Here is a 26929-nt window from a genome sequence, read left to right on the forward strand (position 1 = left end):
CGACAGCATGATCTGAATTACTATTAGGGTAATTGTTTTTTATTAGAATAATACAATTAATAATTTATATAGTGCAGCAAGTAATCGGCAGGTAATCAACCTAATAGAAGCCAGCCGCTACTTCAATATCTATCAAAAAACCGACCCTCTTCTATTGAAATGCTCTTTTTCGTCCGTAGATTGGGAGATATTCGATCATTTTTTTTCTGTACCTATGTCAAAATTTCGCTGGGTTCTTTTTTTGATCTTATTTAGCAACAATGCCTTTTCCCGGGCTGCAACCCCCATCATCAAAAGTTTTTCGCCAACCTCTGCCAGAGTTGGAGATAAGGTAATTATCAAAGGCGAAAACTTCGATGACAAGTCAGAAGGAATGCAGGTATTTATCGGCGGAGTAGTGGCAAAAATTACAAGTGGCAGCACCACGGAGCTGGAAGTCACTGTGCCACTGGAGGCCAAAATGGGGCCAATTATCGTCGTTTCGTCGACTGGCATGGTGGCCACCTCTAACCTCGACTTCATCCCGACATACAGCGACGGTGTTGCCATCATCGACACCAACGCTTTCGGCCCTGAAACCACTATTTCGACAGATGACAATCCCGAAAGATTAGAAAGTGCTGATTTCGATGGAGACGGCCTCATAGATCTTTTGATGACGCTAACCGGATCGAAGCCCAGCCTGAGTATTTTGAGAAACACCACGGATAAAAGTGTTCCTTCTTTCGACGTCACCCCCTATCCCGTCACTTTCGGAAACAATCAGGGAGCAAAAATCCATGACCTGGATGGTGATGGAAGGCTCGACATTGTCTGCTGGGGAAGTACCTCCCCGGGAATTGTGGTGATGGCTAATGAAAGTTCACCCGGTGAAATCTCTTTTAGCCCAGCAACTACCCTGGGCATTGAAGGCACACCTCATATTGGCCTTGTGCTTTCGGATCTTGATCAAGACGGCAAAGTTGACATTGCTGCTATCACAGGAAGCTCAATCAATATTTACTACAATACCAGCACAATAGGCAAGATCACCTTCACAGGTTCCTCTACCCTTGCCATTGGCGGTGGCGACCTGACGGCAGGCGATTTGAATGATGACGGGATCCCTGAACTCATTCGAGCCTTTGGAACCAGTTTAGACGTTATCACCAATACCAGCACGCCGGGAAAACCTTCCTTCGGTCCTTTGACTAGCTTTAAACCTAATTCAGCTGCGGCAATCGTGAGAGCGGCTGATATGGATCAGGATGGTTTCTTGGACATCATTGTAGGATCCCAGACTGCTACTGTCATAGAAATATTCAGAAATGCCTACGCCAGCGACGGAAAAATTACATTGGATGAACCTCTTGGATTCAATACTGGAGAAGGCTCGTCGAGCTATGGCGACTTCTTTGATGTAGGTGATATCAATGGAGATAAGCTGCCCGATATCGCCGTTCCCTCGGTGACCGAAGATCGGATTTTTGTTTATGGCAACAAGAGTGAGCCGGGCACCATTGCCATGCACGAAGTCGTCGTTTTTGGTACCTCCTCAGCACCGTTTGCTGATCAGCTGGATGACATCGACGGAGACGAAAGACCTGACCTGATTTATACCAACCGCCAGGCCGAGGGGAAGGGAATGCTGAGCATAAGACTTAATCAGACTGAGGCCCCAGAGCCAGAAATTAATGTCTACAACGGTGCAACTGACGCATCTTCAGTTATTACCGACGCACAAGGGACAGCCATCAACTTTGGTAATGCGGTACAGGGAAACAACATCACCCGAACTTTTGCTATCAAAAATACAGGAACGAGTTCGCTCAATGTCAGCAGCATTACTGTTTCCGGCTCAGCCTTCAGCGTGAACAGTTCTATTACCTCCATTGCAGTGGGCGCCACCCAAACGTTCACTGTTCGGTTGTCTGGCACAAATGCCGGCACTTTCAGTGCCACCGTCACTATCAACAACAATGACGCTGACGAAAATCCATTTACATTTCCTGTAACAGGTACCATCCTGGCGCCAGAAATCAATGTGTACAACGGGGCTACGGACGCTTCTCCTGCAATCACTGATGCACAAGTCGCTGTCATCAACTTTGGCAATGCAGTACAGGGCAACAACATCACAAGGACTTTTGCGATCAAAAATACCGGAACGAGCGTACTCAATGTCAGCAGCATTACTGTCTCCGGCACGGCCTACGCTGTCAGCAGTGGGATCACCACAGTGGCTGTAAGTGCTACGCAGACCTTCACTGTGACTCTTTCCGGCTCCAACACAGGCACATTCAATGAAACGGTGACCATTGCCAGTAACGACGCCGACGAAAACCCTTTTACCTTCCCTGTAAGAGGCGTCATCACCTTTCCTGAAATCAATGTTTACAACGGCGACACGGACGCCTCTCCTGTAATCACTGATGCACAAGTCGCTGTCGTCAACTTTGGCAGTGCGGTGCAGGGCAACAGCATCTCCCGAACTTTTGCTGTCAAAAACACAGGGACAAGCATGCTCAATGTCAGCAGCATTACCGTTTCCGGCACGGCCTACAGCGTCAGCAGTGCCATCACCGCAGTGGCTGTGGGCGCTACCCAGACTTTCACTGTGACTCTTTCCGGCTCCAACACAGGCACATTCAATGAAACAGTGACTATTGCCAGTGATGACGCAGACGAAAACCCTTTCACCTTTCCTGTAAGGGGCACTATCACCTTTCCCGAAATCAACGTTTACGACGGTGCCACTGACGCCTCTCCCGTAATCACCGATGCACAAGTCACTTCTATCAACTTTGGCAGTGCGCTACAAGGAAACAATATTACCAGGACTTTCGCTATCAAAAATACCGGAACGAGCGTACTCAATGTCAGTAGCATTACTGTTTCGGGCACTGCCTACAGTTTGGTCAGCGTCATCGCATCTGTTGCCGTGAATGCCACGCAAACTTTTACCGTGACCCTGTCGGGCACCAACCCAGGCAGTTTCAATGAAACAGTGACCATTGCTAGTAACGACGTAGATGAAAATCCTTTCACTTTCCCCGTAACCGGCACCATCACTGCACCGGAGGTCGATGTTTATAATGGCGACAACGAGGCCTCGCCAGAGATCATCGATGCGCAAATCACACCGATCAGTTTTGGTGGTGCACTACAAGGAAACGACATTACAAAAACGTTTGCTGTTAAAAACTCCGGGACTAGCACGCTAACTATCAGCAGTATAATTGTTACAGGATCGGACTATACTGTCAACAGTTCAATCGGAGCGTTGAGTGCCGGCACTACTCAAACTTTTACAATTACCTTATCAGGGGCAATTACAGGCACCTTTGATGCGATGGTCACGATTTCGAGCGACGATACCGACGAAAATCCCTTTACGTTCTCCATCACAGGCGGCATATCTGAGCCAGAGCTAGACGTTTTCTATGGAAGTAGCAATGCTGGTTTTCCCATCATGGACGGGCAGTTGTCAGCCATCGATTTAGGATCCGTTTTGCAGGGAAATGATATCATACAAACATTTGCTATAGAAAACACCGGGTCATTGCCTCTGGAGGTAAGCAGCATTAGTGTTTCGGGCACTGACTTTATCGTTACCAGTTCAATCTCGACAGTTGCAGTCGGCATAACAGAGACATTTACTATCACCCTTTCTGGCGCAACCATGGGCACCTTTAATGCTACAGTGACCATCACCAGCAACGACACCAATGAAAACCCATTCACCTTCCCTGTAACAGGTGCCATCACCTTGCCCGAGATCAACGTATACGACGGTGCCACTGATGCCTCACCGGGGATTACCGATGCGCAAGTGCCCGCAATTAACTTTGGTAGTGCGGTACAAGGAAGCGAGATCATAAGAACCTTTGCAATTAAGAATTCGGGGACGAGCACACTCAATATCAGCAACATCACCGTTTCCGGCACCGATTACAGCGTAAACAGCGCCATCTCAACGGTTGCTGCGAATGCAACGGAAACCTTCACTGTCAGCCTTTCAGGAACCAACACAGGCAACTTCAGCGCTACCGTAACCATCACAAGCGACGATGCTGATGAGAGCGATTTCACTTTCCCTGTAACTGGCACAATCACCTTCCCTGAGATCAACGTCTTCGATGGTGCCACAGACGTCTCACCATCAATTACCGATGCACAAGTGACCGCAATCAATTTTGGTAGTGCGGTACAAGGAAGCGAGATCATAAGAACCTTTGCCATTAAGAATTCGGGGACGAGCATACTCAATGTCAGCGGCATCACCGTTTCAGGCACCGATTACAACGTAAACAGCGCCATCTCGACGGTTGCTGCGAACGCAACGGAAACCTTCACTATCAGCCTTTCAGGCACCAACACAGGCAACTTCAGCGCTACCGTAACCATCACAAGCGACGATGCTGATGAGAGCGATTTCACTTTCCCTGTGACTGGCACAATCACCTTCCCTGAGATCAACGTCTTCGATGGTGCCACTGATGCCTCGCCGGGAATTACCGATGCGCAAGTGACCGCAATTAACTTTGGTAGCGCAGTACACGGAAGCGAGATCATAAGAACCTTTGCAATTAAGAATTCGGGGACGAGCGTACTTAATGTCAGCAGCGTCACCGTTTCCGGCACCGATTACAACGTAAACAGCGCCATCTCGACGGTTGCTGCGAACGCAACGGAAACCTTCACTATCAGCCTTTCAGGCACCAACACAGGCAACTTCAGTGCTACCGTAACCATCACAAGCGACGATGCTGATGAAAGCGATTTCACGTTCCCCGTGACTGGCACAATCACCTATCCGGAAATAAACATGTTTGCTGGTAATGACAACACGGCGTCAGCTATTTCTGATGACCAGACAGAAACTATTAGTTTTGAACCTACTGTTAAAGGGACTGACGTTCCCAGAAATTTCACTATTGAGAATACCGGCACCAGTGCTCTTAACATAAGTAGTGTGACTGTTTCTGGGGCAGATTTCAGTGTTTCCAGCGCCATTACTTCCGTCGCAACAAATGCATCAGCCAACTTTAGTATAACCCTTTCAGGGGCAAATGCGGGCACCTTCAATGCCACAGTCACGATTGCGTCTGACGATGCGGATGAAAATCCATTCACCTTCCCCATTACCGGAACGGTCACATATCCTGAGATCAATGTCTTCGCCGGCACGGACAATACGGCCACCATGATCACAGATGGTCAAACCTCTGCTGTAGAGTTTGGTAGTTCAGTGCAGGGCAATCCGATTACCCGTACTTTTGCCATACAAAATGCTGGCACCAGTGTACTCACCGTTAGCGGTATAACCTTGTCCGGTACTGATTTCAGCGTTTCCAGTGCCATTACCAGTATTGCCGCTGGCGCTACGGAAACATTCACCGTCACACTGTCGGGGGACAACACCGGTAACTTTAGCGCCGATGTGACCATCGGCAGCGACAACAGTGGCGACAACTCATTTACCTTCCCTATTACTGGCTCCATCACCTATCCCAACATTGCAGTGTTTGCCGGAGAGGACAATTCGGGAGAAGCAATATCTGATGAACAAGCCACTCCGATTAGCTTCGGAAGTGCTGTTCAGGGAAGTAATATCGTAAGAACATTCGCTATTGAAAATACAGGTACGAGCACACTAACCATCAGCGAGGTCACCGTTTCAGGTACTGGTTACAGCGTGACCAATGCTATTACTGCTATTGCCGCTGGGGCTACCCAAACGTTCACCCTTACCCTTTCGGGCACTGATACCGGCACTTTTGATGAGATCGTAACGATTACAAGCGATGATGCAGATGAAAGCCCGTTCACGTTTCCTGTATCTGGCACTATCACCTTTACTGAAATCAGTGTTTTTGCCGGGACAGAAAACACGGCTCCTGCTATTCTCAACGGTCAGCCGGCACCTGTAGACTTTGGAAGCGCAGCAGAGGGAAGCGAGATTTCTCAGGGTTTTGCCATTGAAAATACCGGCACCAGCAACCTCAACATCAGCGCCATTACTGTCGACGGAACAGCCTTCAGTGTCAGCAGTACTATCGCCAGTATCTCACCCGGAAACACCGAAATGTTTACAGTAACTCTATCTGGTGCCAATGCAGGCATGTTCAATGCCACCGTTGCTATCATTAGCGACGACCTGGATGAAAGCTCATTTACATTCCCCATAACCGGCGAAATATTATCTGGAGTGCCTCTGGTACCTGAAATAGAAATATTTGTGGGAAGCAGCGACACCGGCACAAGTATAACTGATGGACAATCCACCGCCATTGAAATGGGTACCACCGAACAGGGTGCCGACCTGGAAGCGGTCTTCACAATCAAAAACACGGGAAATGCTGCGCTCGAAATCTCAGGCATCACCTCTTCAAGCGAAGTATTCAGTATTCTGTCGTCAATAACAAGCTTACTGCCGGGAACAACCGGGCAGTTTACAGTAGTGATGGACGCCTCGGCGGGGGGAGATTTCACTGCAACTATTTCCATTGCCAGCAATGACGACGATGAAGCAGATTTTGACTTTTCGGTCAGTGGAAAAGTTGAATTTGAAGAGATGCAAGTAATAGAGGAAAGCAACAACAAGCTGATCACTTCCAACACGACAGTCAACCTGGGCACCACTCAGTTTGGAGACCCTATTTCCAAAGTATTTTTTATCGCCAACCCGTCAGAAAATGAAATCTTGATAATTCATTCCGTTGAAATCACAGGTGACGAATTTGAGGTGGCGCAGGTACCAGAAACCGTTGAAATTGGCGAAACAGGCCTGCTTGAGGTAGTGCTTCGGGCAACAGCCGAGGGGAGCTTCTCGGGTACCGTGACGATCAAAAGTAACTTCGCCGATTTTGTTTTTGACGTGTCGGGTGAGGTTGGGCCCAGAAACAAGACCATTCATGTCTTTAACGTGCTTACCCCCAATGGCGATGGAAAACATGATTTTCTGAAGATTGAGCGCATTACCGAATACGCAAATAATTCGGTTTCCATTTTCACCAAGGCAGGCAAACTGGTGTATCAAGCTGACCGGTATGACAACATAGATATCAAATTTGAAGGCAATGGGAATGTTGGCAGCAATCAGGCTCTGGATGCCGGCACTTATTATTACCTGATCAAGCTAGAGCGTGGGAAAAATGAATCCGGATTCATTCAGCTACTAAGAGACTAAATATGAACAGACACCTCTACTTATTGTTAGTTTTACTTGTAGCTGGGCGTTGTTTTGGACAGAATGTAGTACCGTACAGCCTGTACCTGATGAATCAGTCAACTCTGAACCCTGCTTATATTGGCGTGAACAGCCTGGCCAATGTCACAGCGATATCGAGGAAACAATGGCTGGGCATCGATGGGTCTCCCCTTACCACCACGTTAATGGGATCGAGCACCATTTCCATGCATAGTGCCGCCGGCTTGCGGCTGATGAGTGATAGTTATGGTATTAACACCGACACTGAAGTGATTGCCAACTATGCCTATCATATCAATTTCGACGATGACCATAACCTCTCGTTTGGTCTTCAGGGTGGCTTTCTTTCCTCCACCATTAATTACTCGAAGTTGGATGTCGACGTCTTTGACGACCCGTCGGTAGGCACGGGCAAGCAGTCGGAGTTTACGCCGAGTTTTGGCTTTGGTGCCATGTACAAGTCAGACTTCTTCTATCTGGGCGTGGCTGTTCCTCAGGTAACTAACTCTAATCTGCAAACCAACGGCGTCCAAACACGGAACCTGTATCAAAGTTATAACGTAACCGGCGGGTTCATCATCACCACTGTCCGAACCTTAAAAATTAAACCTTCCTTTCTCGTTAGCTATTCTCACAACGACCTCCTGGTAGATTTGAACGGTCAGGTGCTTATCGACGAAAAGATATGGCTGGGTGCCTCCATCAGAAACTTTGGTGCTGGCGGAGTGAATATCCTATTCACAGAAAACAATATGTTTCACTTTGGCTACTCCTTCCAATTTCCGTTCAATGAACTGGCTACCGTGGGATATGGAACACATGAAGTGATTGTCTCTGCCGACCTCAAGCTTGGCAAAAGACATGACCTTTCGGGTCGGTATTTCTGATCTATGAATGCGTTGATTGCTGGACCAAAAACCACATAGATAAACCGAGCGCCATCCGTTCGTGCACCAGAGCGGGTATCAAGTCAAATTCGGTTACATATTTCCAGAATGATCGAAACCTACTTGTCATATACATTTGCGTCCCATCGTGCATCAGAGGCATAATGGCTTTCTAGTCAATTAGATGTACATTTAGTGTCCGCCGTTCATTTGGCGACATCGATGTTTAGCCAAAAAAAGAAATTCAGGACAAGACAAATAAAGACATGGACGAAACTGATCCCCGAACGCTACCTATCTTCAAAAAAGGACAAGAAATACTCGAAACCGTCCGGCTTATTGGAAATCTGATTCCTGAGGATGACGAGATGTTACAAGATATCGAGGGCCATATGCTGTCGGATGCTGCATTGCTCACAGTAAAAGTAGCTGGCGCAGAAGCCGGCGACCTTTACGACATCAGAATGGAAGCTGCGGCCATTATCCGAAAAGCAGCCAGAGACTTAATGGTGCAAAACCACAGTCTCGACATGCACGGGTTTAAAGAAGTGCGATACTACCAACTGGTACGGGATCTGATAGAAGAGTATCGGCTGCTCTTCATCGATTGGGTGGCAGGATTTGACACAAATAACTATATCGTCGACCAATGGGGCTTGTTTAATCCTCCCGGAATTGGGCCTTTTGACGAAAACGATGAGTAAACGTCGCTACCAATTCTTTGATTCTGATGTGCCTCAAATAGACGCCCTAAACCATCAGACATCACCATAGCGTATTCCCAAATATTCAGTTAAATTGAGAGAGTAAACCTATACCTATGAAACGATTACTCCTCATTTTCCTGGCAGGAACTCTCCTCACCTGCCAGCCCCTCCAGGATCCGGCTTCCTCTGCGCTTACTATTGGCACCCCGAAGGCTGCCGGGTTCTCTCCCACCCGATTGGCCAGAATCGACGCCTCTCTACAGGACTGGGTAAACAAAGGCTGGATAAATGGTGCCGTTGGCTTGATCGCACGAAATGGCAAAATTGTTTACTATAAGGGCGTTGGCTACGACGATCTCGAAACTAAGGAGGCACTAGAAAGAGAAGGAATTTTCAGAATTGCCTCGCAAACGAAAGCTATCACAAGTGTGGCTGCCATGATGCTGTACGAGGAAGGAAAATTTCTACTGGACGACCCGGTGGCCAATTATATATCCTCCTTCAAAAACGCTCAGGTTTTGGACACGTTCAACCCGGAAGACACCACTTACACCACCGTTCCGGCGAACAGGGCGATTACCATACGAGATCTCCTTACTCACACCTCCGGCATAGACTATGCACAAATAGGCAGCCAGGAGGCGCAGGCAATTTATGCTAAGAACAATATTACAGCTGGATTGGACGTGTATGAGGGTACCCTGGACGATGCAATGGTCAGGTTGGGAAGCCTGCCTCTCACACATCAACCCGGCGAACGATGGACATATGGGCTCAATACTGACTTGGCAGGCCGCCTAGTGGAGATCTGGTCCGGGATGACTTTGGAGGAATTCTTCTACGCCCGCATTTTCAAACCACTGGGGATGGAAGACACCTATTTCAATATCCCTGAAGTGAAGGCTGACCGTTTGGTGAATTTCTTTTTGGAGGACTCCACCGGTTTGAAAAAAAGTGAACAAGCCCTGGGTGGCGATATGAACTTCCCCCTTCGGAAAAAAAGCTATTTCTCCGGTGGCGGTGGATTGTCGTCCACCATTTACGATTACGCTATTTTTCTACAGATGCTACTGAATGGCGGAGAGTATGATGGAGTGCGCCTGCTGTCACGTAACACCGTACGGATGATGACCATGAACCAAATTGGTGACCTGACATTTGGGGTGAACAAATTCGGATTAGGATTCGAGGTCGTTTCAGCTACAGGAAGTGGCAAATTTCCCTCCAATGAAGGCACCTACAGTTGGGGTGGTGCATTCTCTACCAGCTATTGGGTTGACCCCAAAGAAAAAATGGTGATCCTTTTCTATCAGCAAATGTGGGGTTCTCATACCAACACTACCGGCAACACATTTAAAGTACTGGCCTACCAGGCGCTGGTTGATTGAGGGTAATAAGGGAATATTTGATCGTTGGGAGTGTTCCTTTGACAAACGATATGTAGAAACTTAGTGACTACAAATTTGTTAACGTCACACGCCGGCGAATGTTATGCGTCACTACTGACCTAGAGTTTAATATTTCAGTATTGATCAAGTTTCTGATTATTTGAAGGAAATGAAACTCTCAAAAAGCTGTAAGATGGCCGAAATAAAAGTGCTTGTTGTCGATAGCTTCGAACTAGCCAGGTACGGGCTCAGGGAAATCCTCCAATCCCATCCGGATTTTAACTGTCTCGCTACTTTGTCCAGTGGAAAAGAAGCACTCATTTTTTGCGAGACGCACCAGGTCGACGTTATTCTCATTGACATCGCTCTGCCTCAACTTGACGGCATTGAAATAACAAGGGAGATTTTGAGCCATGGGAGATCAGAAAAAGTAGTAGGGCTCATCTCCAATCACAAACTCGAATACTTGCAGGGTATGATTCGTGCCGGGGCCAATGGCTACCTCCTTAAAACTGCCGACAAAGATCAAATTGGAGAAGCTATTCGCAAAGTGCACCGGGGTGAAGTTTACTTTTGCGAAGAAGCACAAAAAGACCTGGTTGAAATTATCAGGGGACATTTACACTTCTCCCCGAACGATGAGTTGCTGAAAAATCTCACTCGCCAGGAAAAAAAAGTCCTGAAGTATGTTTCACGAGACTTTAGCAACAAGGAGATCGCTCATGAGCTTTTTATTAGCCCGAGAACAGTTGAAACACACAAACGGAATCTGATTAGCAAACTAAGACTGAAGGACGCTAAGGAACTGCGCCGATATGCTCTAAAAGCGGCAGAATGAAAAAAAAGAACCTACGAAACACCTAATTTTTCCTTAAGTATTTTTCCTTATTTTTCACATACTTTGTGGAAATGTTAGAACAATTTCGTTACTTAATTGGTTACTGGCACTTTTTGAATCCTGGCATCCATCTGTAAGAAATTATGAGTTATACAGAATTGCTTACGAACCTTAGACCCGATTTTTCGTCTGATGACATGAAGTCGGTTCAGGGGTATTATGTTTTTTATCAAAAATACCAGGAGCAGGTATCCGAAAATCTCCGAAGGATTTTGTTGCAGCACCCCATCTTTGAACCCATTCTTAAGCAGCAGGATCTTGAAACCCAGCTAAAAGAAGAGCAACTGTCCAACGACCTGCAGAAAGCTGCCATCATGAAAGGTGAGTGGGAACCCTATACCCGCCACCTCATGATGCAGGGAGCAGCTTATGGCCAAATGGGCCTTGAATTCAACGATTGGTACAGCGTTGTAAAACTCTTCAGAGAATGCCTGCAACCTTACCTGATCAATGACTACGGCAAAAATATACAGCAGCTATTGTTGATTTTGAACGGGCTAGACAAATTCTTGGACTATACCATGTCGTCGATTGCTGCGGCTTACATGAGAGCCAAGAACAATCGGGTATTGGAAGAAAAAGCAAAAACCCAGGCTGCACTTGAAGAGCTGCAATCGATACAAGAGCGGTTCCGGCTTGCCATTGAAGGCTCCAGTGCAGGTATTTGGGATTGGGACATCCGCACCAATGAAGTGTTTTACGCACCCCGGTTCAAAGCCCAGCTGGACTACGAAGAGCATGAGTTTGTCAATCAATTTGACTCCTTTGCAAATGCCCTTCATCCGAGAGACAAAAAATATGTTTTTGAAAAAATAAATGCTACGCTGGAGAATGACGACCCCTATGACGTAATTTATCGCCTTAAGACAAAAAAACGTGGATACCGCTGGTTCCTTGCAAGAGGCAAAGTGCTTCGGGACGAAGAAGGAAAAGCCTACCGCATGGCTGGCTCTATAGCTGACATTACCAATGCCAAAAAAGCGGAAGAGGAAGTCAAAAAATTAAATGCCTCTCTGGAACAAAAAGTAAAACAAAGGACTACTGACCTTCAGCAAACCAACGAAGAACTTGAGAGTTTCAGCTATACCGTATCGCACGACCTCCGGGCACCGCTTAGGGCCATAGACGGTTTTTCTAAAGTGCTGGTATCCAAACTCGATGGAAAACTTGAGCCCGATCAACTTCACTACCTTGAAGTCATCATTGAAAATGTAGGGAAAATGGGAAACCTGATCGACGACCTGCTGGCATTTTCAAGAATGAGTCGGCGGGAAAAAAGAGAGGTTACTTTCGACACAAATCAGCTTGTCAGCGAAGTTTTCAACGATCTTATGCAGATAGAAACCGGGGGGAAAACTGCGCTAAAACTGGACAAACACCTTCCTCCTATGTTTGCAGACAGGGACATGATGAAGCATGTGTTCGCCAATCTATTGGGCAACGCTATCAAATTCAGCGGAACCCGGGAAGAACCATTGATCGAGGTCGGTTACCTGTCTGATCAAGAAGACCTTGTATACTTTGTGAAGGACAATGGCGTAGGTTTCGATATGACCTATGCTAAAAAACTGTTTGGTATCTTCCAGCGCCTTCACAGCGAAGATGAATTTGAAGGTACCGGCGTAGGGCTTGCCATCGTGCAGCGCATCATTCACCGGCACGGAGGAAAGGTGTGGGCCCAATCTGAGGAAGGAAAAGGAGCCATTTTTTATTTTTCACTGAAAAAAAATGAGAAGCAAAATGACAAAGGATAATATTGTTGAAATCCTGCTCGTTGAAGACAACAAGCACGACGCTGAGCTGACCATGTTGGCCCTTAAAGACGCCAAACTGTTCAACAACGTAGTTTGGCTGAAAGATGGAAAGGAAGCTTTAGACTTCCTGTTTGGTAAGGGACAGTACATAGGCAGAGATATCAATCATCACCCAAAGGTAATTCTTCTTGATCTGAAAATGCCCAAAGTAGACGGTTTGGAGGTATTGAAAGAAATCAGGGCACATGAAAATACCAGAAAGATTCCCGTCGTTGTACTTACCTCTTCGAAAGAAGACAAAGATATTATAAGAAGCTATGAGCTTGGGGTCAATAGCTTTATCGTGAAACCTGTCGATTTTGATCAGTTCACTCAATGCGTAAAGGAAATTGGGTATTACTGGGCACTCATCAACCAGTTTTCGGCATAGAATTTTTTAAGAAAAATGCTAACAATGAATAAGGAAGGCTGGGTAGTATATGCCAAAGGAAAACTCAAAAAAGGAACTAAAAGTACTCATTCTCGAGGACGTCAGCAGCGATGCGGAATTAGTCAAGCTAAGCCTGACTGATTTCGACTACCTATGCCACTTCGAGGTATGCTCATCCAAAAATAGTTTTTCAACACAAATTAACCTTTTCAAACCTGACATTGTCCTGTCGGATTTCAATCTACCCGGATTTAATGGATTGGCAGCACTTTCTCAATTACGGGAACATGACAACTTGACGCCATTTATCTTTGTGACAGGCACCCTCACTGAAGAAAACGCTGTGGAAGCCATACGTCAGGGGGTAACTGATTTTATCCTCAAAAAAAATCTTGGCCATTTGCCTGCCGCAGTGCTCCGGGCGATGCGTGAAAAAAAACACAAGATGGACAAGCAGGAGGCGTTGAGCCGCCTGGAAGCAAGTGAAAAGCGTTTTGCAGCACTTGTTCAGGAAGGATCCGACCTCATCGGTGTACTCGATATTGAAGCCAACTACCTGTTTGTCAGCAAGTCGTCCGAAAGAATTTTGGGGATAAAGCCAGAAGTTTTTGTTGGAAAAAATGCATTTGATTTTATCCACCCCGACGACGAAGCCTTTGTCCGCCAAAAATTCAGTGCGCTAACCGCAAATAAACGGGTACTGATTGGACCTTTTCGTTTCAAAAATAATAAGGGTGATTGGCGTTGGATCGAAACTATCGCTACCAACACCTTAGAAGAGGCAGCGATCAAGGGCATCATCGTGAACTCCAGGGATATCACAGATAAGATAGAACGGGAAGAAGCGCTCAGGCTAAGCAATGAAAGGTATCGCCTGGCATCGCTGGCCACCAAGGATATTATTTACGATTGGAAGCTGGATAATAACCAAGTAACCAGAATGGGTGATGGCATCAACAGGTTGTTTGGTTATGCACAAGACGACCTGCAATCTGACCCCAAATTCTGGGAACAGCATGTGCACCCTGAAGACAAAGAGGTTGCCTACGAAAAGCTTCAAGCGGCTCTCAACACAGTCACCGAAAGCTATTGTGAGCATGAATATCGTTTTCAAAAAGCCGATGGAAGCTTCGCATGGGTGTATGATAAAGGCTATATTGTCAGGGACAAAACCGGTAAGGCGAGCCGACTGGTTGGTGCCCTCAGGGATGTAACCGAGCAAAAAAACCAGTTGGCGCAAAAGGAACTTGTCGCCTTTCTAAGAAGAGAAATTGGCACCCCCGGCCCATTTAAGCAAGCTGCCATCAATCTCCTTAAGCTCGTTACCGACTTCTCTGGCCTTGAGGTGGGCGAATTATGGTTGACCGCAGTCGATGACACAAGGCTAAATCTGGTGGCTCATTTTGGGCGATCAAGGAAATCCGAAGCGCTGTACCCATCAGCCTATCAAAATTACTCTTTTGGGCAGGATGAGGGTCTTCCCGGTAAAGTATGGGCCAGCAGAAGCATTTCAGTTTGGAGAAACCTGACCTCGAACGATGACTTTCAGCGACGAAAAGAAGCCACAGAAGCCGGGCTTACTATTGCCTACGGAACACCTATTCTTTATGGTCAAAAAGTAATTGGTGTTTTTATATTTTTTGACCGGGGTGAGCACCATAGTTTTACCGATCTGTCCAACGTGCTATCGACTATCGGAACCCAGCTGGGCCCCGATATTCAAAGAAAGAAGTTGGAAGAAGAGCTCAATAGCTTTTTCGAACTATCGACAGACATTTTGGCAATAGCAGGTACGGACGGTTTCTACAAAAAAGTAAATCCCGCCTTTTCAAGAATACTTGGCTACTCTCAGGAAGAAATTTTGACGATACCTTATCTGAATCTTATCCATCCGGAAGACAGAAAAAAAACCATTTCTGAACTGACGATTCTCGAATCGGGCATGCCAACTCACAATTTCGAAATCCGGTATACGACCAAAGACAATAAGGAAATTTGGCTTTCATGGTCGTCAACTCCTCTTCCAGAGCAAAATCTTATGTACGCAGTGGGCAAGGACATTACTGAAAAAAAGAAGACCGAAAAGGCCTTGCGAGAATCTCTTTATCAACTCAAAACGGCGCAACAAATTGCCAAACTCGGCTACTGGACACATGATTTCAAAACCAACGAGCCAAAGTGGGCAGAGGAAATGTTTATGATCTGGGAGCAGGATCCTGCTAAATGGAAACCTACGTTCAACAACCTGAAACAGACTGTACATCATGAGGATCAAAAAAAGCTACTTGGGCTTAATTTGACCAAACTGGAAGGTCTTCGAAGAAATAGCAAAGAGTACCGGATTGAAACTCCCTCGGGAGAAACCAAATGGATTTCCGAAATTATCACTGTTTATAACGACGAAAACGGGCAGCCACAAAAAATGGATGGAGTGGCGCAGGATATTACCGAAAGGAAAAAATTGGAGCTTCTCTATCGGGAAATTGGGCAGCTGGCAAAAGTGGGTGCCTGGGAGCTTGATTTAGTGGAGCAAAATCTATTTTGGTCGTCGATCACAAAAGAAATTCATGAAGTGGCCTACGATTTCACACCCCATTTGGATAGGGCCATTGATTTTTACAAGGCCGGAAAGAGCAGGGATACTATTACCAGGTGTGTAAATATGGCCATAGAGAGCGGAATAGCTTTTGATGTTGAACTCCAGGTTGTCACTGCCAAAGGCAATGAAAGGTGGGTCAGAGCAATAGGCAAACCCGAACTTATCAACAACAAGTGTGTGAGACTTGTAGGAAGCTTTCAGGACATCCACGCCAGAAAAGTAGCCGAAGAAGAACGCAAGGAAATATTGGAAAGTATCACGGATGGTCTTTTTGCAGTTGACAAAACATGGAAGGTGATCTTCTGGAATACGGCAGCTTCCCAGATGCTTGGCGTGGCAAAGTCAGAAGAAATTGTGGGCCAGGAATTATGGGCGGAGGTGCCCGCTCTTAAGAAATCAAGATTTTACCAACAGGCGCATCATGTGCTTGAAAAACAGCAACCTTTTGTTGCTGTAGAAGAATTTAAATCACGAAAGCGCTGGTTCGAAATTTCGTTATTTCCCAAATTCGGCGGCCTATCAGTATATTTCAAAGACATTACGAAAGAAACTGAACAGCAGCAGCAAATTCTTAAGATCAAGAAAAACCTGGACACCACCATCAACAGTACCAACGACTTGATATTCTCCATCGATGCCAACATGCGCCTGATATCTGCAAACAGGGCATTCCGGGATCGCCTGAAAGCTGGCTTCAACGCAGAAATAAAAGAGGGGTACCCGATTACACTTGCCTCAGTCGGCAGAGAGGCAATGGACAAATGGAAGAAGCATCTGGCCAGGGCGCTGACAGGCGAGCAATTCACAGTGACTGAAGAGGATGCCGTGGGCGGTCAAACCTATTACTCACTGGTTTCCTTCAACCCTTTCATAGAAAATGGACTTTGCACGGGCGTGGCATGCTTTGTGAAAGATGTTACCGAACGAACGATCCATCTAAACGCCATCGAAGAACAAAACCAAAGACTAAGAGATATCGCCTGGATGCAATCACACGTGGTGCGTGCCCCGGTAGCAAGAATAATGGGTTTGGTTGATTTGGTTAGTTCGGATTCTTCCACAAACGAGGATAAAACCAAATTGCTACAGTACATCGATTTGTCGGCCAGGGAGCTGGATGAAATCATCAGGGACATCACCGCCAAAACAGCGAAAATTGATCCGTTGAGCGGCAAAAATTGAAATCGCTCTGATCAAAGTTGATAGATTCGATAAAAAACGGGATGCTTGTGATACGTGGGGGTACGGAACAACATCCATCTCCTTTCGAATTCTACAAATATCGAGTCTCTAAAGGGCTATGGAACGATGGTCTATACGAAGAAATTTAACGTACTTCGTTTTGGTGTTTTTAACCTATGCCCAGTTTCTGATTCCTGAGATAAATTTATAACAGATTTATCCAATCAACAATTGGTTGGCTTGATCGAAAGCTCCCAATTTATTGCACCCTAAAGCTATACCCTTGCCAGTTAAATCTAAGTGGTAAATCATCTCAAAAAATCAACTTCCATGTTCCGAAGGTTTTAGGGCTACTCCGAAGGCTTAAAGAAAATGAAAATTTGAATGATCACCCCGATCACGATAAGCACAGCAATTTCCAGCTTGGCGATCATATCGCTATTCTTTATTGCCCGGTTTGAGTAGTGAATTTGCCTGATCCCCTCGGCTAGCTGTATCTCCGATAGCACGTCCAAATCGTTGCTTACCCTATCAAACTGAGCTTGTATATTCTCAATATATCCCTTTTGTTCGGAGGGAGACTTGCCAAACAATTGCTTTTCGGCCTTCAATAGCCTTTCCAGGTTGGCCTGAAGCGACTCAAAGTACTGCGCCTCTTTCGGGGTAAGCTCGGTAGTGTTGTATTTCCCAATAAGGCTTTGTATTGAGTCGTTGGCACTTTGGTTGGCCTTAGCTATTCCCTCCAAGTCGTCGGTATAAAGCGACTTATTCTTATACTGCAACTGGCGGGAAATTTTATAAATATAGTCCTTGGCAACAAGCCGGTCGTCGTAAACGGTTTCCAGCGAACGCTGCACAATGGCAAAATGATTATTGTCCATGATGTTTGTGGCCAGCACAAGCAAAAACACCACAAGCAACGCCGCAACAATCTTGATCTTTTGGAAATGGGTCAGTTTACGTATCATATCGGGTCAGTTTTCACAAGAGTTACGTGAACTCTACCGTGTGGGTTAGTTTTCTCTGATCAACAGCTACGTCTGTCTTGCAAGCGGTATTGTATCATGCTATTCTATAGTTCACGTGGGCATTTTTCGAAACCTTCCTTCTGATCTTTAGTTTTTCTGTCTTTGTGCATTGGTCTCTACAGTGTCTACTTTACATACACCGTTTTCACATTCACGAACTCCATTATGCCATTTTTGGCCAGTTCACGGCCATAGCCCGAACTTTTAGTGCCGCCGAAGGGCAATCGTGGATCCGACTTCACCAGCTCGTTGACAAAATAAGCGCCATCGCTGATGTTCTCCGCATGACTAAGGGCCTTTTCAATGTCGGTCGTACAAACCGTGGTACCCAAGCCGAATTTTGACTGCTCCGCCAAAGCAAAGGCATGCTTTTCATCTTTGGCTTTGATCATTGGTGCCAGCGGCCCAAACGTCTCTTCGTCAAAGGCGGGCATGCCTGGGGTAACATTCGTTAAAATGGTAGGCTCGTGAAAGCATTCGTTTTGCTTTCCGCCGAGCAAGAGCTTCGCCCCGGCCTTGATCGACTCCTGCACCTGCCGCTGAAGCTGATCTGCCAAATCCTTTCGAGCCAACGTGCCTATCTGAGTGGCGTCGTCCATGGTATCGCCAGCTATCAGCTTCCCAACTGCCTCAACATACTTTGTCACAAACTCATCGAAAACACCTTCGACGATGATAAAGCGCTTGGCGGCAATGCAGCTCTGACCGCAATTCATCATTCTTGCCGTGAGCGCCGTCTGAATGGTTTTTTCCATGTCGGCATCCTCCAGTACAATAAAGGCGTTGCTTCCTCCCAGCTCAAGTACTGCCTTCTTCAAATACTTTCCAGCTGTTTGAGCCACCGACTTACCTGCTCCTTCGCTGCCAGTGAGCGTTACTGCCTTTACAGTATCATGAGCGATAACGGCTTCTATTTTCGTGTGATGAATAATTAGGTTTTGGAACACTCCCTCAGGAAAACCCGCCTTTTTAAATACTCCAGCTATTTGTTCAGCGCAGCCGAATACATTAGGCGCATGTTTGAGCAAGGCGACATTGCCAGCCGAAAGTGAAGGTGCAGCGAACCGAAACACCTGCCAGAAAGGGAAATTCCACGGCATGATGGAAAGGATACATCCCATGGGATCGTGTCGCACGAAGCTTTTTTGCGCCTCCGTCTTTATCACTTCATTAGCGAGGAAGTCAGCCGCATTCTCAGCGTAGTAATCGCAAACCCATGCACATTTGTTCACCTCTCCTCTTGACTCAGAAATTGGTTTACCCATTTCCAGTGTGATCATTTTTGCATACTCCTCCACATTATCCCGCAGCACAGCGCCCGCCTTTGCCATCAAACGGGCACGTTCAGCCACAGGTACTTTTCTCCATTTATCGAAAGCACTCTGAGCCTTTTCAATCATCAAGTCGACTTGTGGCGTGGTTTGCTCTTCATAAGTTCCTATTACCTGTCCGTTATAAGGGTCAATGCTCTTGAATTCCATTCATCTCAATTTAATGACTAATGTAGTCAGTAACTACCGACTCTCTGTAATTGATTCTACGATACAACAACAACGCATTTTTAGCATTCACTAATAACATTTCCGCTCTCTGCAAATGATGGCATTTGCTGGTTTAATCCATCATTATCGTTCTTGCACTTAAAAATACAAATCGATGATCTTGAAAGCTTCTGATGATTGAATAATTTGTCGTTTGATATCAAAACCGAAGCAGACCATGCCCATGCAACCAGGTACCAGTAACCACCCTCTAAGCTTTCCAAAGACGGAAGAATTGCTTGCCCGTAGAAAAAAAGTGGTAGCCAACGGCGTAAGCGTTTTCGTGCCTTCCTCCGCCATGGAAGCCCATGGGGCCACCATTGTTGATGCCAACGGAAATGAGTTGATTGATTTTGCAGGTGGAATCGGCGTAACCAACGCCGGCCATTGCCCGCCGCCAGTAGTGAAGGCGATTCAGCAGCAGGCAGAAAAGCTGATCCATGCTTGCTTTAACATTTCCACGTACGAGCCCTACCTCGAACTAAGCGAAAAATTGGCTTCGCTTTTCCCGCACGGCGACAGCACGAAAGTGATGCTGACCAACACCGGTGCTGAGTCGGTGGAAAATGCCATCAAAATTGCCCGTCAGGCCACCAAACGACCTGCAGTGTTGTGTTTCAGCGAAGCATTTCATGGCCGCACGATGATGGCCATGACGCTCACTTCCAAAATTAACTATAAAACTGATTGCGGCCCCTTTGCTCCAGAAGTGTACCGCTTGCCCTTCCCTAATTTCTACCACGATGGGCAGGGGCTCAACGAAGATGATTTTGCGGAGCAGGAACTTCAGAAGCTTTACGATTCCACGCACACACTTGTCGACCCTAACAGCGTGGCCGCTATTATTATCGAGCTTGTACAGGGCGAAGGAGGCTTTAATATAGCTCCGAAAGCCTATGTAGAGGGCTTACGTGCATTCTGTGATGAATATGGCATCATGCTCATATTCGACGAAGTGCAGAGTGGATTTGGAAGAACCGGGAAATGGGGCGCTTATGAGCACTACGGCGTTACACCTGACATTTCCACCTGGGCAAAGTCAATGGGGTCAGGCATGCCCATCGGAGCAGTGATTGGTAAACAGGAAGTGATGGACGCTGCCGCCGTAGGAACAATCGGAGGTACCTATCTGGGCAATCCAGTTTGTTGTGCCGCAGCTATCGCCACGATCAAGTACATGGAAGAGATCAATTTGAACGAGAAGGCCCTGCAGGTGGCTGAGATCGTAAATAATCGCTTCCTGAAGCTAAAGGAAAAGTGCCCGGCTATTGGAGATGTCAGAGGACTTGGTGCCATGCAGGCGATTGAGTTTGTGGAGAACGGCGACCCTAACCAGCCCGATGCCGACACCGCAGCAGACCTTACCAAAGCATGCCTGAAAAGAGGCCTGATTCTGTTAACCGCCGGCACCAACAAAAATGTAGTGCGTGTACTCAGTCCACTTGTTATTTCCCAAGAGCAGCTGAATCAGGGGCTGGACATTATTGAGGAGGAGCTATTAAAACTAACAACATAAATACCAAATACTAGTCTAGTGCAGAGTGGGGCATATTTTTCACCCGCCCTCGGTATTCGATATTGGAAAAAAATGCCCCGGTGTCCTCCAACTCAGGCTCAGTATTTCACTAAAACGTCTACATCATTTGACTCTGGCGAACCAAAATCGGGTCGGCCTCCCTTCCACGAAAAAGGCTGAATCCTCACCTTTCGGCTATCCCAGCCGCCTCCCTTGACCGGCATGGCATGGTACACGATATAGTCCTGCCCACCGCTTTCTACGAATGACGCATGCCCTGGACTGATCACTTGTTCTGTTCCAGAAAAGGCAGGGTTTTCGCCTTTGACCCACGACTCTGGGAGCATAGGATCGCCTCCTTTCAGTTCAAGCAAACCCAAACAATAACTGTCGGACCAGCTGCCGCTGGCAGAATAGACAATAAACATGCGACCACCTTTCTGCAAAACTTGAGGGCCTTCGTTGATGGTGGGTAAGTTGTCGCTTGAGCCTCTCTTTTCCCATTCAAACTCCGGGCTCGATATTTTCACCCTTTCCGAGCTTATCTGCGTCGGGCTGCTCATCTCAGCAATGTACAAGTGCTGAGCTTCGTTGACATCGCCCTCCCAGCCTGACCAAACAAAGTACATTTTATTCAGATGGGTGAACACTGTGCCATCGATGGCCCACTTGTCTGTCTCGTCAGAGATTTTACCCTCGAAGACAAAAGGCGATTGAGGCAGCTTCGCCTCAGACGAAAGCACATACATCCGGTGATTGGCATTGTCTCCATCATCAGCCGCAAAGTAGATATACCATTTCCCATCCAACCTGTGCAACTCAGGAGCCCACACCTCTTTTGAATACATGCCTGAGTCAGGAGCCTGCCAAATCATGTGTTCCTTAGCCGTATTCAAATCAGAGAACTTCTGAACCGATTTCACATAAATGCCTCCACCTTTGGCGTAGCAATAGTGAAACGTGCTGTCCTGCCGGATGATCCATGGATCAGCTCCAGCGTCGACAATAGGGTTGGTTACAATTTCCTCAAAAGATGCATCTGTCTCTTTTGGCTGACTATTGCATGCTACCAGAAAAACTGCAAATAGGCTAAAAATGCTTTGTCTCATCATTGGAGTCTTGGACGATTTTCTTTAGCTGCCTAAGTTAACAGCTAAAATTTAAACCGGATAATGAAGCAAAAACTATAAGCAATGCCTCAAGCTCTCAGTTCCTCCATGTCAGCTAACATCTCCTGTAGCCTGTTCATCACGTTCCCATAAACCAGCTTAAGCTCAAACTTGTAAAGGCGGCCACCAAAGAAAGCCAGAAGGACAACTACCAGCATTACGCCAATAATCCCTATGAGGGGAAGCCCGCCAACCAAATAGGTTTGAGGATAATGGATCATTAGTTTATTCATTAGTGCCTCACCCAACGTCCTTCCATCCACATCAAAAAACCAAAAACCAGCCAGAAGAGAAAGAAACGCCCAGGGGTAGTTAAATGCCGACATTTTTGTGTTGATGGAAATTTGCTTCTGCATCCAGGCATCGAAAGCTTTGAGGTATTGATAGCTGCTTACGCTTTTATCAATTTTCTTTAATCCATTCGAAAGCCGTTTGTTAACGACTGCCACAGCATTGAGAAGCAAAAACATGGGTACCCCCATATAAGGCATGCCGAACAAAAAACTTACCGGCAACAACACAACAGAAAAAATGAGGATGGCGATCAGATTAATCTCAAACATCCTTTTAAACTTATCAACAATATGCTTCGACTTTTGGCTGTATAACCGATTGATCTTCGGTGCCACCAAAGCATCGCTCACTAAAAACCCTTCCTTCCAAATGGCTTCAATTGACCTTTCCATCTAATATTACTTTTAGTCGATCTTTGATTCGTTTAATCCGCACACCAATATTATTGGCATTGGTGCCGGTTATCTCGGCGATTTCCTGATAGCTCTTTTCGTCGAGGTAGAGCAAAACCACTCCTCTATCAACCTGAGAAAGCTGTTTGATGGCAGCATATAATTCGTTGAGCGACTCGTTGGCAAATGCCCGGCTGTCTTCGGTAGCCTCATCGGGCAGATAGTCGGACGCAAAATGCTGCGGGTCGTTCTTCCTTTTCTTCAATAAGGTGAGGCAAACATTCAGGGCAACCCTATACACCCAGGTCGACCACTGCGACTCCTCTCTGAAGTTGGCATGACTCCTCCAAATCTGTAGGCACACCTCCTGATAGTAATCTTCAAAATCTTCCTGAGTATTGGTATATGCCCGGCAAATCTTGATGATGATGCCCGAAAACGGCAAAATCATGGACGTATAAAAGTCGCTGCTCAAATCTTTTACCTTGGTTGGTGGCCAAAGTTGGGGATTATTACACCCGGGGCATTCCCTTTTTGATGTTTTTTGAAGAGCGGAGGTGGAATCAACTGTTATTGATCACAGCGTCTACAAGTGGCGTTTGCGCTCAGTTATTTAAATTCAACATTTAACACCCTATCTTGTGCTTCGGCCTGAGCGTCGAGATACCTCCCAACAACCAAACCAAAAGTGATTCCAAAACTAATCCCGAGAGAGCTGCCGAGCGTTCTGTCAATCATCATTCCAAACATGCCACCAAAAGCCACGCCAAAGGCAATCCCCAGTGCTGTGTAGTGGCCTTTTGCGATAAGGGAAAATTTGTCCTTCAAAAATTGCTGAAACTTAGCCAGCTTCTTTCTTAGGTGTCTTTTTCTGTTTTCCTGGTAGGCATTCAATTCCATAACGTCCAACTCGCTTTCTACTGTGGCAAGATCCTCAGCGGATAATTGTCGGTGTTGCAAGTCCAACAGAATACCAATCATGTTTTGTAAAACCTTTATCTCAGACTTTTTCTCAGTCTGGACTTCCTCGGCTTTAAGTAAATCAATGGCTTCAGCTATTTTCATAATCGTTTTCTCTGGTTAGTGGCCAGCGCACAAAAACCTTACACCTCTTTGAATCTTTTTTCAAATTGAAGGTTCGATTACCATATTGCCATAAGCCCTGCTCTTGATATAAATGCATTTACCTGCAGGCAACCTACTTGCTATTTGCCATGTTCAGACTTTTTCTCTCCCTTCTTCAACAACTCATCTAGGCTACTCAGGTGTTGCGTCCAGTACTTCTCAAAGTGGCCTATCCAACTCTGAACCTCTTCGAAACCCTTAGCATTGAGGCTGCAAAGCCGTTCCCTACCCCTTTCTTCGATATTGATGAAGCCCGTATCTACCAGCACTTTGATGTGCTTTGACACTGCTGGTCGGCTTATCTCAAAAGCATCCGCCAGGGTATTGATGCTGCTCTTTTCCTTGGTGAGCAGCATCAGTATCTCCCTGCGGTTTTTGTCGGCAAGGGCCAGAAAACTATCGTACTGTGTGTGTGTCATGTTGTATTTCGTTAAGCGCTTTCATCAGGCGCTTGCTGAAGAATTTACCCCAGCCTTTTTCCATGATAAAGGCAGTAAAGGCCCCTTTAAGTCCCTGGAAGCCTGTATGAGAAAGCTGAAGCTCCACGCCGCCGTTCTTCTCCACCAGTTTGTAAGTAACAACGGTATCCAGCGACAGCTCGCCAGGTCGTGGGCCACCCTTGAGAGCGTAAGCCAATTTCTCTTTTGGCACTACTTCAAGCACCTCCAGGTACATAATGCCGTCCCAGCCCCGGCGGGCTTTTTGGGTTGATGTCCATTGAAACCCTGGCTCCGCCTGAAAAGGCTCGTCTCTATGAATAGTACTCCACTGTTTCAACAAATCTGCGTCGGTCAGGTATTCCCAAATAGTATCGATGGAATGCGGATAAAACCATTTTAAGTGTATTTCCTTTTTCATTGCATTATGCGTTTTTCTGGTTCAAACTCCATGTGTTGCCGTCGGGGTCTTCAATCGAAGCAAACTTACCCCAAGGCGTGTCGTCTATCTTACCAACTAGAATGCCCTTGGCTGTCAACTTTTTAACGTCGCCAGCGATATCGTCGGTGTTAATCACCACCGCCTGAAGGCTGCCCGCAGGCATCTTCGGAAACCATGTCACCAATGTGATGCTCGTTTCTCCTTTGGGAAAACCCATCTGTATCCACAGCTGATCACCCTGAAATGGCGCTTCTACAACTATATGAAGTCCCATTTTCAAATAGAATTCCTTTGCTCGCTGCTGGTCTGACACCGGCACTGATAGTACGTCGATCCTGTTCATACTGCTATGCGTTTTTATGTTATGTGAATCAAAAGTTACGCAATTATATATGTAACTTTTGATTCACGCAATTTTTTTTTAGTTTTTTTATACCTGGTTGGGGTTCAAGGCACAATCAGTCACCAGCGAAGCTTTATCGCAGTGGTAGTGATTGATATAAACTTCCGATAAACTTTCCTTGATTCGTATGAAGGGATGCCAGAGTATTCGCCTTACCGCAGGATGTCGGCATTCACCTTCACATTCTCCAACGTGAAATCCTTAACCAGGCTCTTGTCAAAAGCTGGGTTGACAGCCTTGATCGTCAGGTTTTGGAAAGTGAAATTAGACAGCCGGTCGTGCTCGGTAATGGCCACATCGAAAAAGATCTCGCAGTCGAGGTCGATATTGCGCATGGTAATGTGATCTGAGTACGACAATGGCACCTCTTCCCTGCCCTTTAGGTCAAAAAACTGCGTCCAGGGCTTCACATAGATAAAGCTGTAGGCATTGCCGGTAATATTCTCAACGGTCACATACTCATACTTCTGAGGTGTATCAGGCCGCATTTTGAGCCATAGCAACCTCCTGGCTTCGTTTACGTGGCTATTGCGCAGCACAACGTTCTTGTCGTGGATAGACTCACTGCCAAAGGTCAGCGCTGAGTGGCAAAAGCCAAACTCGCAGTCTTCAATGAGGATATTGGTGTTCTCTCCATTATTGGCATCAGTGTCAGCAAATGGCCCCTTTCCTCCCTTGAGAGCAATGGCATCGTCGTTCACCGACATGTAGCAACCTTTGATCAGCACATTGGAGCAAACATCCAGGTCAATGGCATCGGTGCTGGGCGCTTTCACCGGCGCATGTGGAGAAGAAATGTGCAGGTCAAGGATTTTCACATTGTTGCACTGGTAGTAGTGGCTGGTCCAGAAGCCCGAGTTGTGCAAACGCACGTCCTGCACCTGCACATTGTCGCTACCCCAAATAAACACCAGGCGTGGCCGTGATACCTCCAGGTTGGTGCAGTTGGGGTCTTCCTCTCTGCGTTTCCAGAAAGCTTCCCAATATTTCAGTCCATTGCCATCAATAGTGCCTTTGCCGGAAATGGTAAAACCATCCACACCATAGGCATTCACCAGCGCTGGAAAGTAGTCGAGGTTTTGGCCTTCCATTCTGGAGGCCATTTTAGGATAGTGAGCAATATTGTCAGAGCCTTTGAGGATAGCACCTTCAGACACATACAAATGTGTTTTGGGCTTAAAAAACAGCGCTCCGCTTAGAAAAGTACCTTTCGGGATGATTATAACGCCTCCGCCATTACTGCTGGCTTCGTCGATGGTTCGTTGAATGACTTCAGTTTGTAAAACAGTGCTGTCATTAACCAATCCATAGTCGGTAATGGTATAGGGCGTTCCGAGGTCAGCCAATTTCACCTTGGTGGTATCCGAAAACCACTCGGGTATTTCAGTGCCGTCGGGCCAAAGATTGACTTGCTTTGATTCCGGTGAAGTGCAGCCGAAAAATGCTGCAACACCGATGAGGAGTAAAAAAAGGGCCTGGATGTTGGGTAGACGAGTCTTCATTGTTTCCGTATGTTGTGCAGAAATATAAGAAATCTCATGCTTT

The 26929-nt window shown here is 46.5% G+C and carries 19 protein-coding genes; 9 read left to right on the forward strand and 10 right to left on the reverse strand.

Features of this window, described 5'->3' with window-relative positions; translation table 11 throughout:
• The first annotated feature begins 214 nt into the window (after positions 1-214).
• The 8 genes from GC130_RS03325 to GC130_RS03360 all read left to right on the forward strand — a co-directional run bounded on the left by GC130_RS03325 (position 215) and on the right by GC130_RS03360 (position 17037).
• Positions 215-7171, forward strand: a complete 6957-nt coding sequence (locus tag GC130_RS03325; protein ID WP_151996844.1) for a choice-of-anchor D domain-containing protein — start codon at positions 215-217, stop codon at positions 7169-7171.
• 2 nt (positions 7172-7173) lie between these two features.
• Positions 7174-8079, forward strand: coding sequence for a type IX secretion system membrane protein PorP/SprF (locus tag GC130_RS03330; RefSeq protein ID WP_151996845.1), 906 nt, complete (start codon positions 7174-7176; stop codon positions 8077-8079).
• Positions 8080-8345: 266 nt separating this feature from the next.
• Entirely contained in the window at positions 8346-8783 is a 438-nt protein-coding gene (locus GC130_RS03335; RefSeq protein ID WP_151996846.1) for a hypothetical protein, read from the forward strand.
• A 116-nt stretch (positions 8784-8899) separates the two neighbouring features.
• Positions 8900-10174 (forward strand): serine hydrolase, encoded by a 1275-nt coding sequence (locus GC130_RS03340; RefSeq protein ID WP_151996847.1) that lies wholly within the window; start codon positions 8900-8902, stop codon positions 10172-10174.
• A gap of 193 nt (positions 10175-10367) precedes the next feature.
• The gene (locus GC130_RS03345; protein WP_193217754.1) at positions 10368-11012 is read left to right on the forward strand and encodes a response regulator transcription factor; all 645 of its coding nucleotides are present in this window, start codon (positions 10368-10370) and stop codon (positions 11010-11012) included.
• A 143-nt stretch (positions 11013-11155) separates the two neighbouring features.
• Positions 11156-12826 (forward strand): ATP-binding protein, encoded by a 1671-nt coding sequence (locus GC130_RS03350; protein ID WP_151996849.1) that lies wholly within the window; start codon positions 11156-11158, stop codon positions 12824-12826.
• On the forward strand, positions 12813-13256 hold the full coding sequence (locus GC130_RS03355) for a response regulator (RefSeq protein WP_151996850.1): 444 nt from the start codon (positions 12813-12815) through the stop codon (positions 13254-13256). Before GC130_RS03350 ends, GC130_RS03355 begins: the two co-directional genes overlap by 14 nt.
• Before the next feature lie 49 nt (positions 13257-13305).
• Positions 13306-17037, forward strand: a complete 3732-nt coding sequence (locus GC130_RS03360; protein ID WP_151996851.1) for a PAS domain S-box protein — start codon at positions 13306-13308, stop codon at positions 17035-17037.
• A 350-nt stretch (positions 17038-17387) separates the two neighbouring features.
• Here the strand turns inward: GC130_RS03360 and GC130_RS03365 are convergent, their stop codons facing one another.
• Both GC130_RS03365 and GC130_RS03370 read right to left on the reverse strand, forming a co-directional pair.
• The gene (locus tag GC130_RS03365; RefSeq protein WP_151996852.1) at positions 17388-18005 is read right to left on the reverse strand and encodes an MCP four helix bundle domain-containing protein; all 618 of its coding nucleotides are present in this window, start codon (positions 18003-18005) and stop codon (positions 17388-17390) included.
• A 185-nt stretch (positions 18006-18190) separates the two neighbouring features.
• Positions 18191-19546: an NAD-dependent succinate-semialdehyde dehydrogenase gene (locus GC130_RS03370; protein WP_151996853.1), complete on the reverse strand. Its 1356-nt coding sequence runs from the start codon at positions 19544-19546 to the stop codon at positions 18191-18193.
• 238 nt (positions 19547-19784) lie between these two features.
• Here GC130_RS03370 and GC130_RS03375 point away from each other — a divergent pair, with 238 nt between their 5' ends.
• Positions 19785-21122: an aspartate aminotransferase family protein gene (locus tag GC130_RS03375; RefSeq protein WP_226940371.1), complete on the forward strand. Its 1338-nt coding sequence runs from the start codon at positions 19785-19787 to the stop codon at positions 21120-21122.
• A 98-nt stretch (positions 21123-21220) separates the two neighbouring features.
• On the opposite strand, the gene GC130_RS03380 is transcribed toward GC130_RS03375, so the two are convergent.
• From GC130_RS03380 to GC130_RS03415, 8 genes are all read right to left on the reverse strand, one after another.
• A complete protein-coding gene (locus GC130_RS03380; RefSeq protein ID WP_151996854.1) occupies positions 21221-22234 on the reverse strand; it encodes a family 43 glycosylhydrolase in 1014 nt (337 codons plus the stop codon).
• Between the two features lie 86 nt (positions 22235-22320).
• Positions 22321-22977 (reverse strand): hypothetical protein, encoded by a 657-nt coding sequence (locus GC130_RS03385; protein ID WP_151996855.1) that lies wholly within the window; start codon positions 22975-22977, stop codon positions 22321-22323.
• Entirely contained in the window at positions 22961-23452 is a 492-nt protein-coding gene (locus GC130_RS03390; RefSeq protein WP_151996856.1) for an RNA polymerase sigma factor, read from the reverse strand. The genes GC130_RS03385 and GC130_RS03390 overlap by 17 nt, the downstream gene beginning before the upstream one ends.
• 134 nt (positions 23453-23586) lie before the next feature.
• The gene (locus GC130_RS03395) at positions 23587-24042 is read right to left on the reverse strand and encodes a hypothetical protein (RefSeq protein ID WP_151996857.1); all 456 of its coding nucleotides are present in this window, start codon (positions 24040-24042) and stop codon (positions 23587-23589) included.
• Between the two features lie 140 nt (positions 24043-24182).
• Positions 24183-24521, reverse strand: coding sequence for a helix-turn-helix transcriptional regulator (locus GC130_RS03400; RefSeq protein WP_151996858.1), 339 nt, complete (start codon positions 24519-24521; stop codon positions 24183-24185).
• A complete protein-coding gene (locus tag GC130_RS03405; protein WP_151996859.1) occupies positions 24499-24960 on the reverse strand; it encodes an SRPBCC domain-containing protein in 462 nt (153 codons plus the stop codon). The genes GC130_RS03400 and GC130_RS03405 overlap by 23 nt, the downstream gene beginning before the upstream one ends.
• Positions 24961-24964: 4 nt before the next feature.
• A complete protein-coding gene (locus GC130_RS03410; RefSeq protein ID WP_151996860.1) occupies positions 24965-25324 on the reverse strand; it encodes a VOC family protein in 360 nt (119 codons plus the stop codon).
• A 212-nt stretch (positions 25325-25536) separates the two neighbouring features.
• Positions 25537-26886 carry a glycoside hydrolase family 28 protein gene (locus tag GC130_RS03415; protein WP_151996861.1) on the reverse strand — a complete coding sequence of 450 codons (1350 nt, stop codon included), beginning with the start codon at positions 26884-26886 and terminating at the stop codon, positions 25537-25539.
• Positions 26887-26929 lie beyond the last annotated feature (43 nt).

It is taken from the genome of Imperialibacter sp. EC-SDR9 (assembly GCF_902498805.1).
Classification (GTDB): Bacteria; Bacteroidota; Bacteroidia; order Cytophagales; family Cyclobacteriaceae; genus Imperialibacter.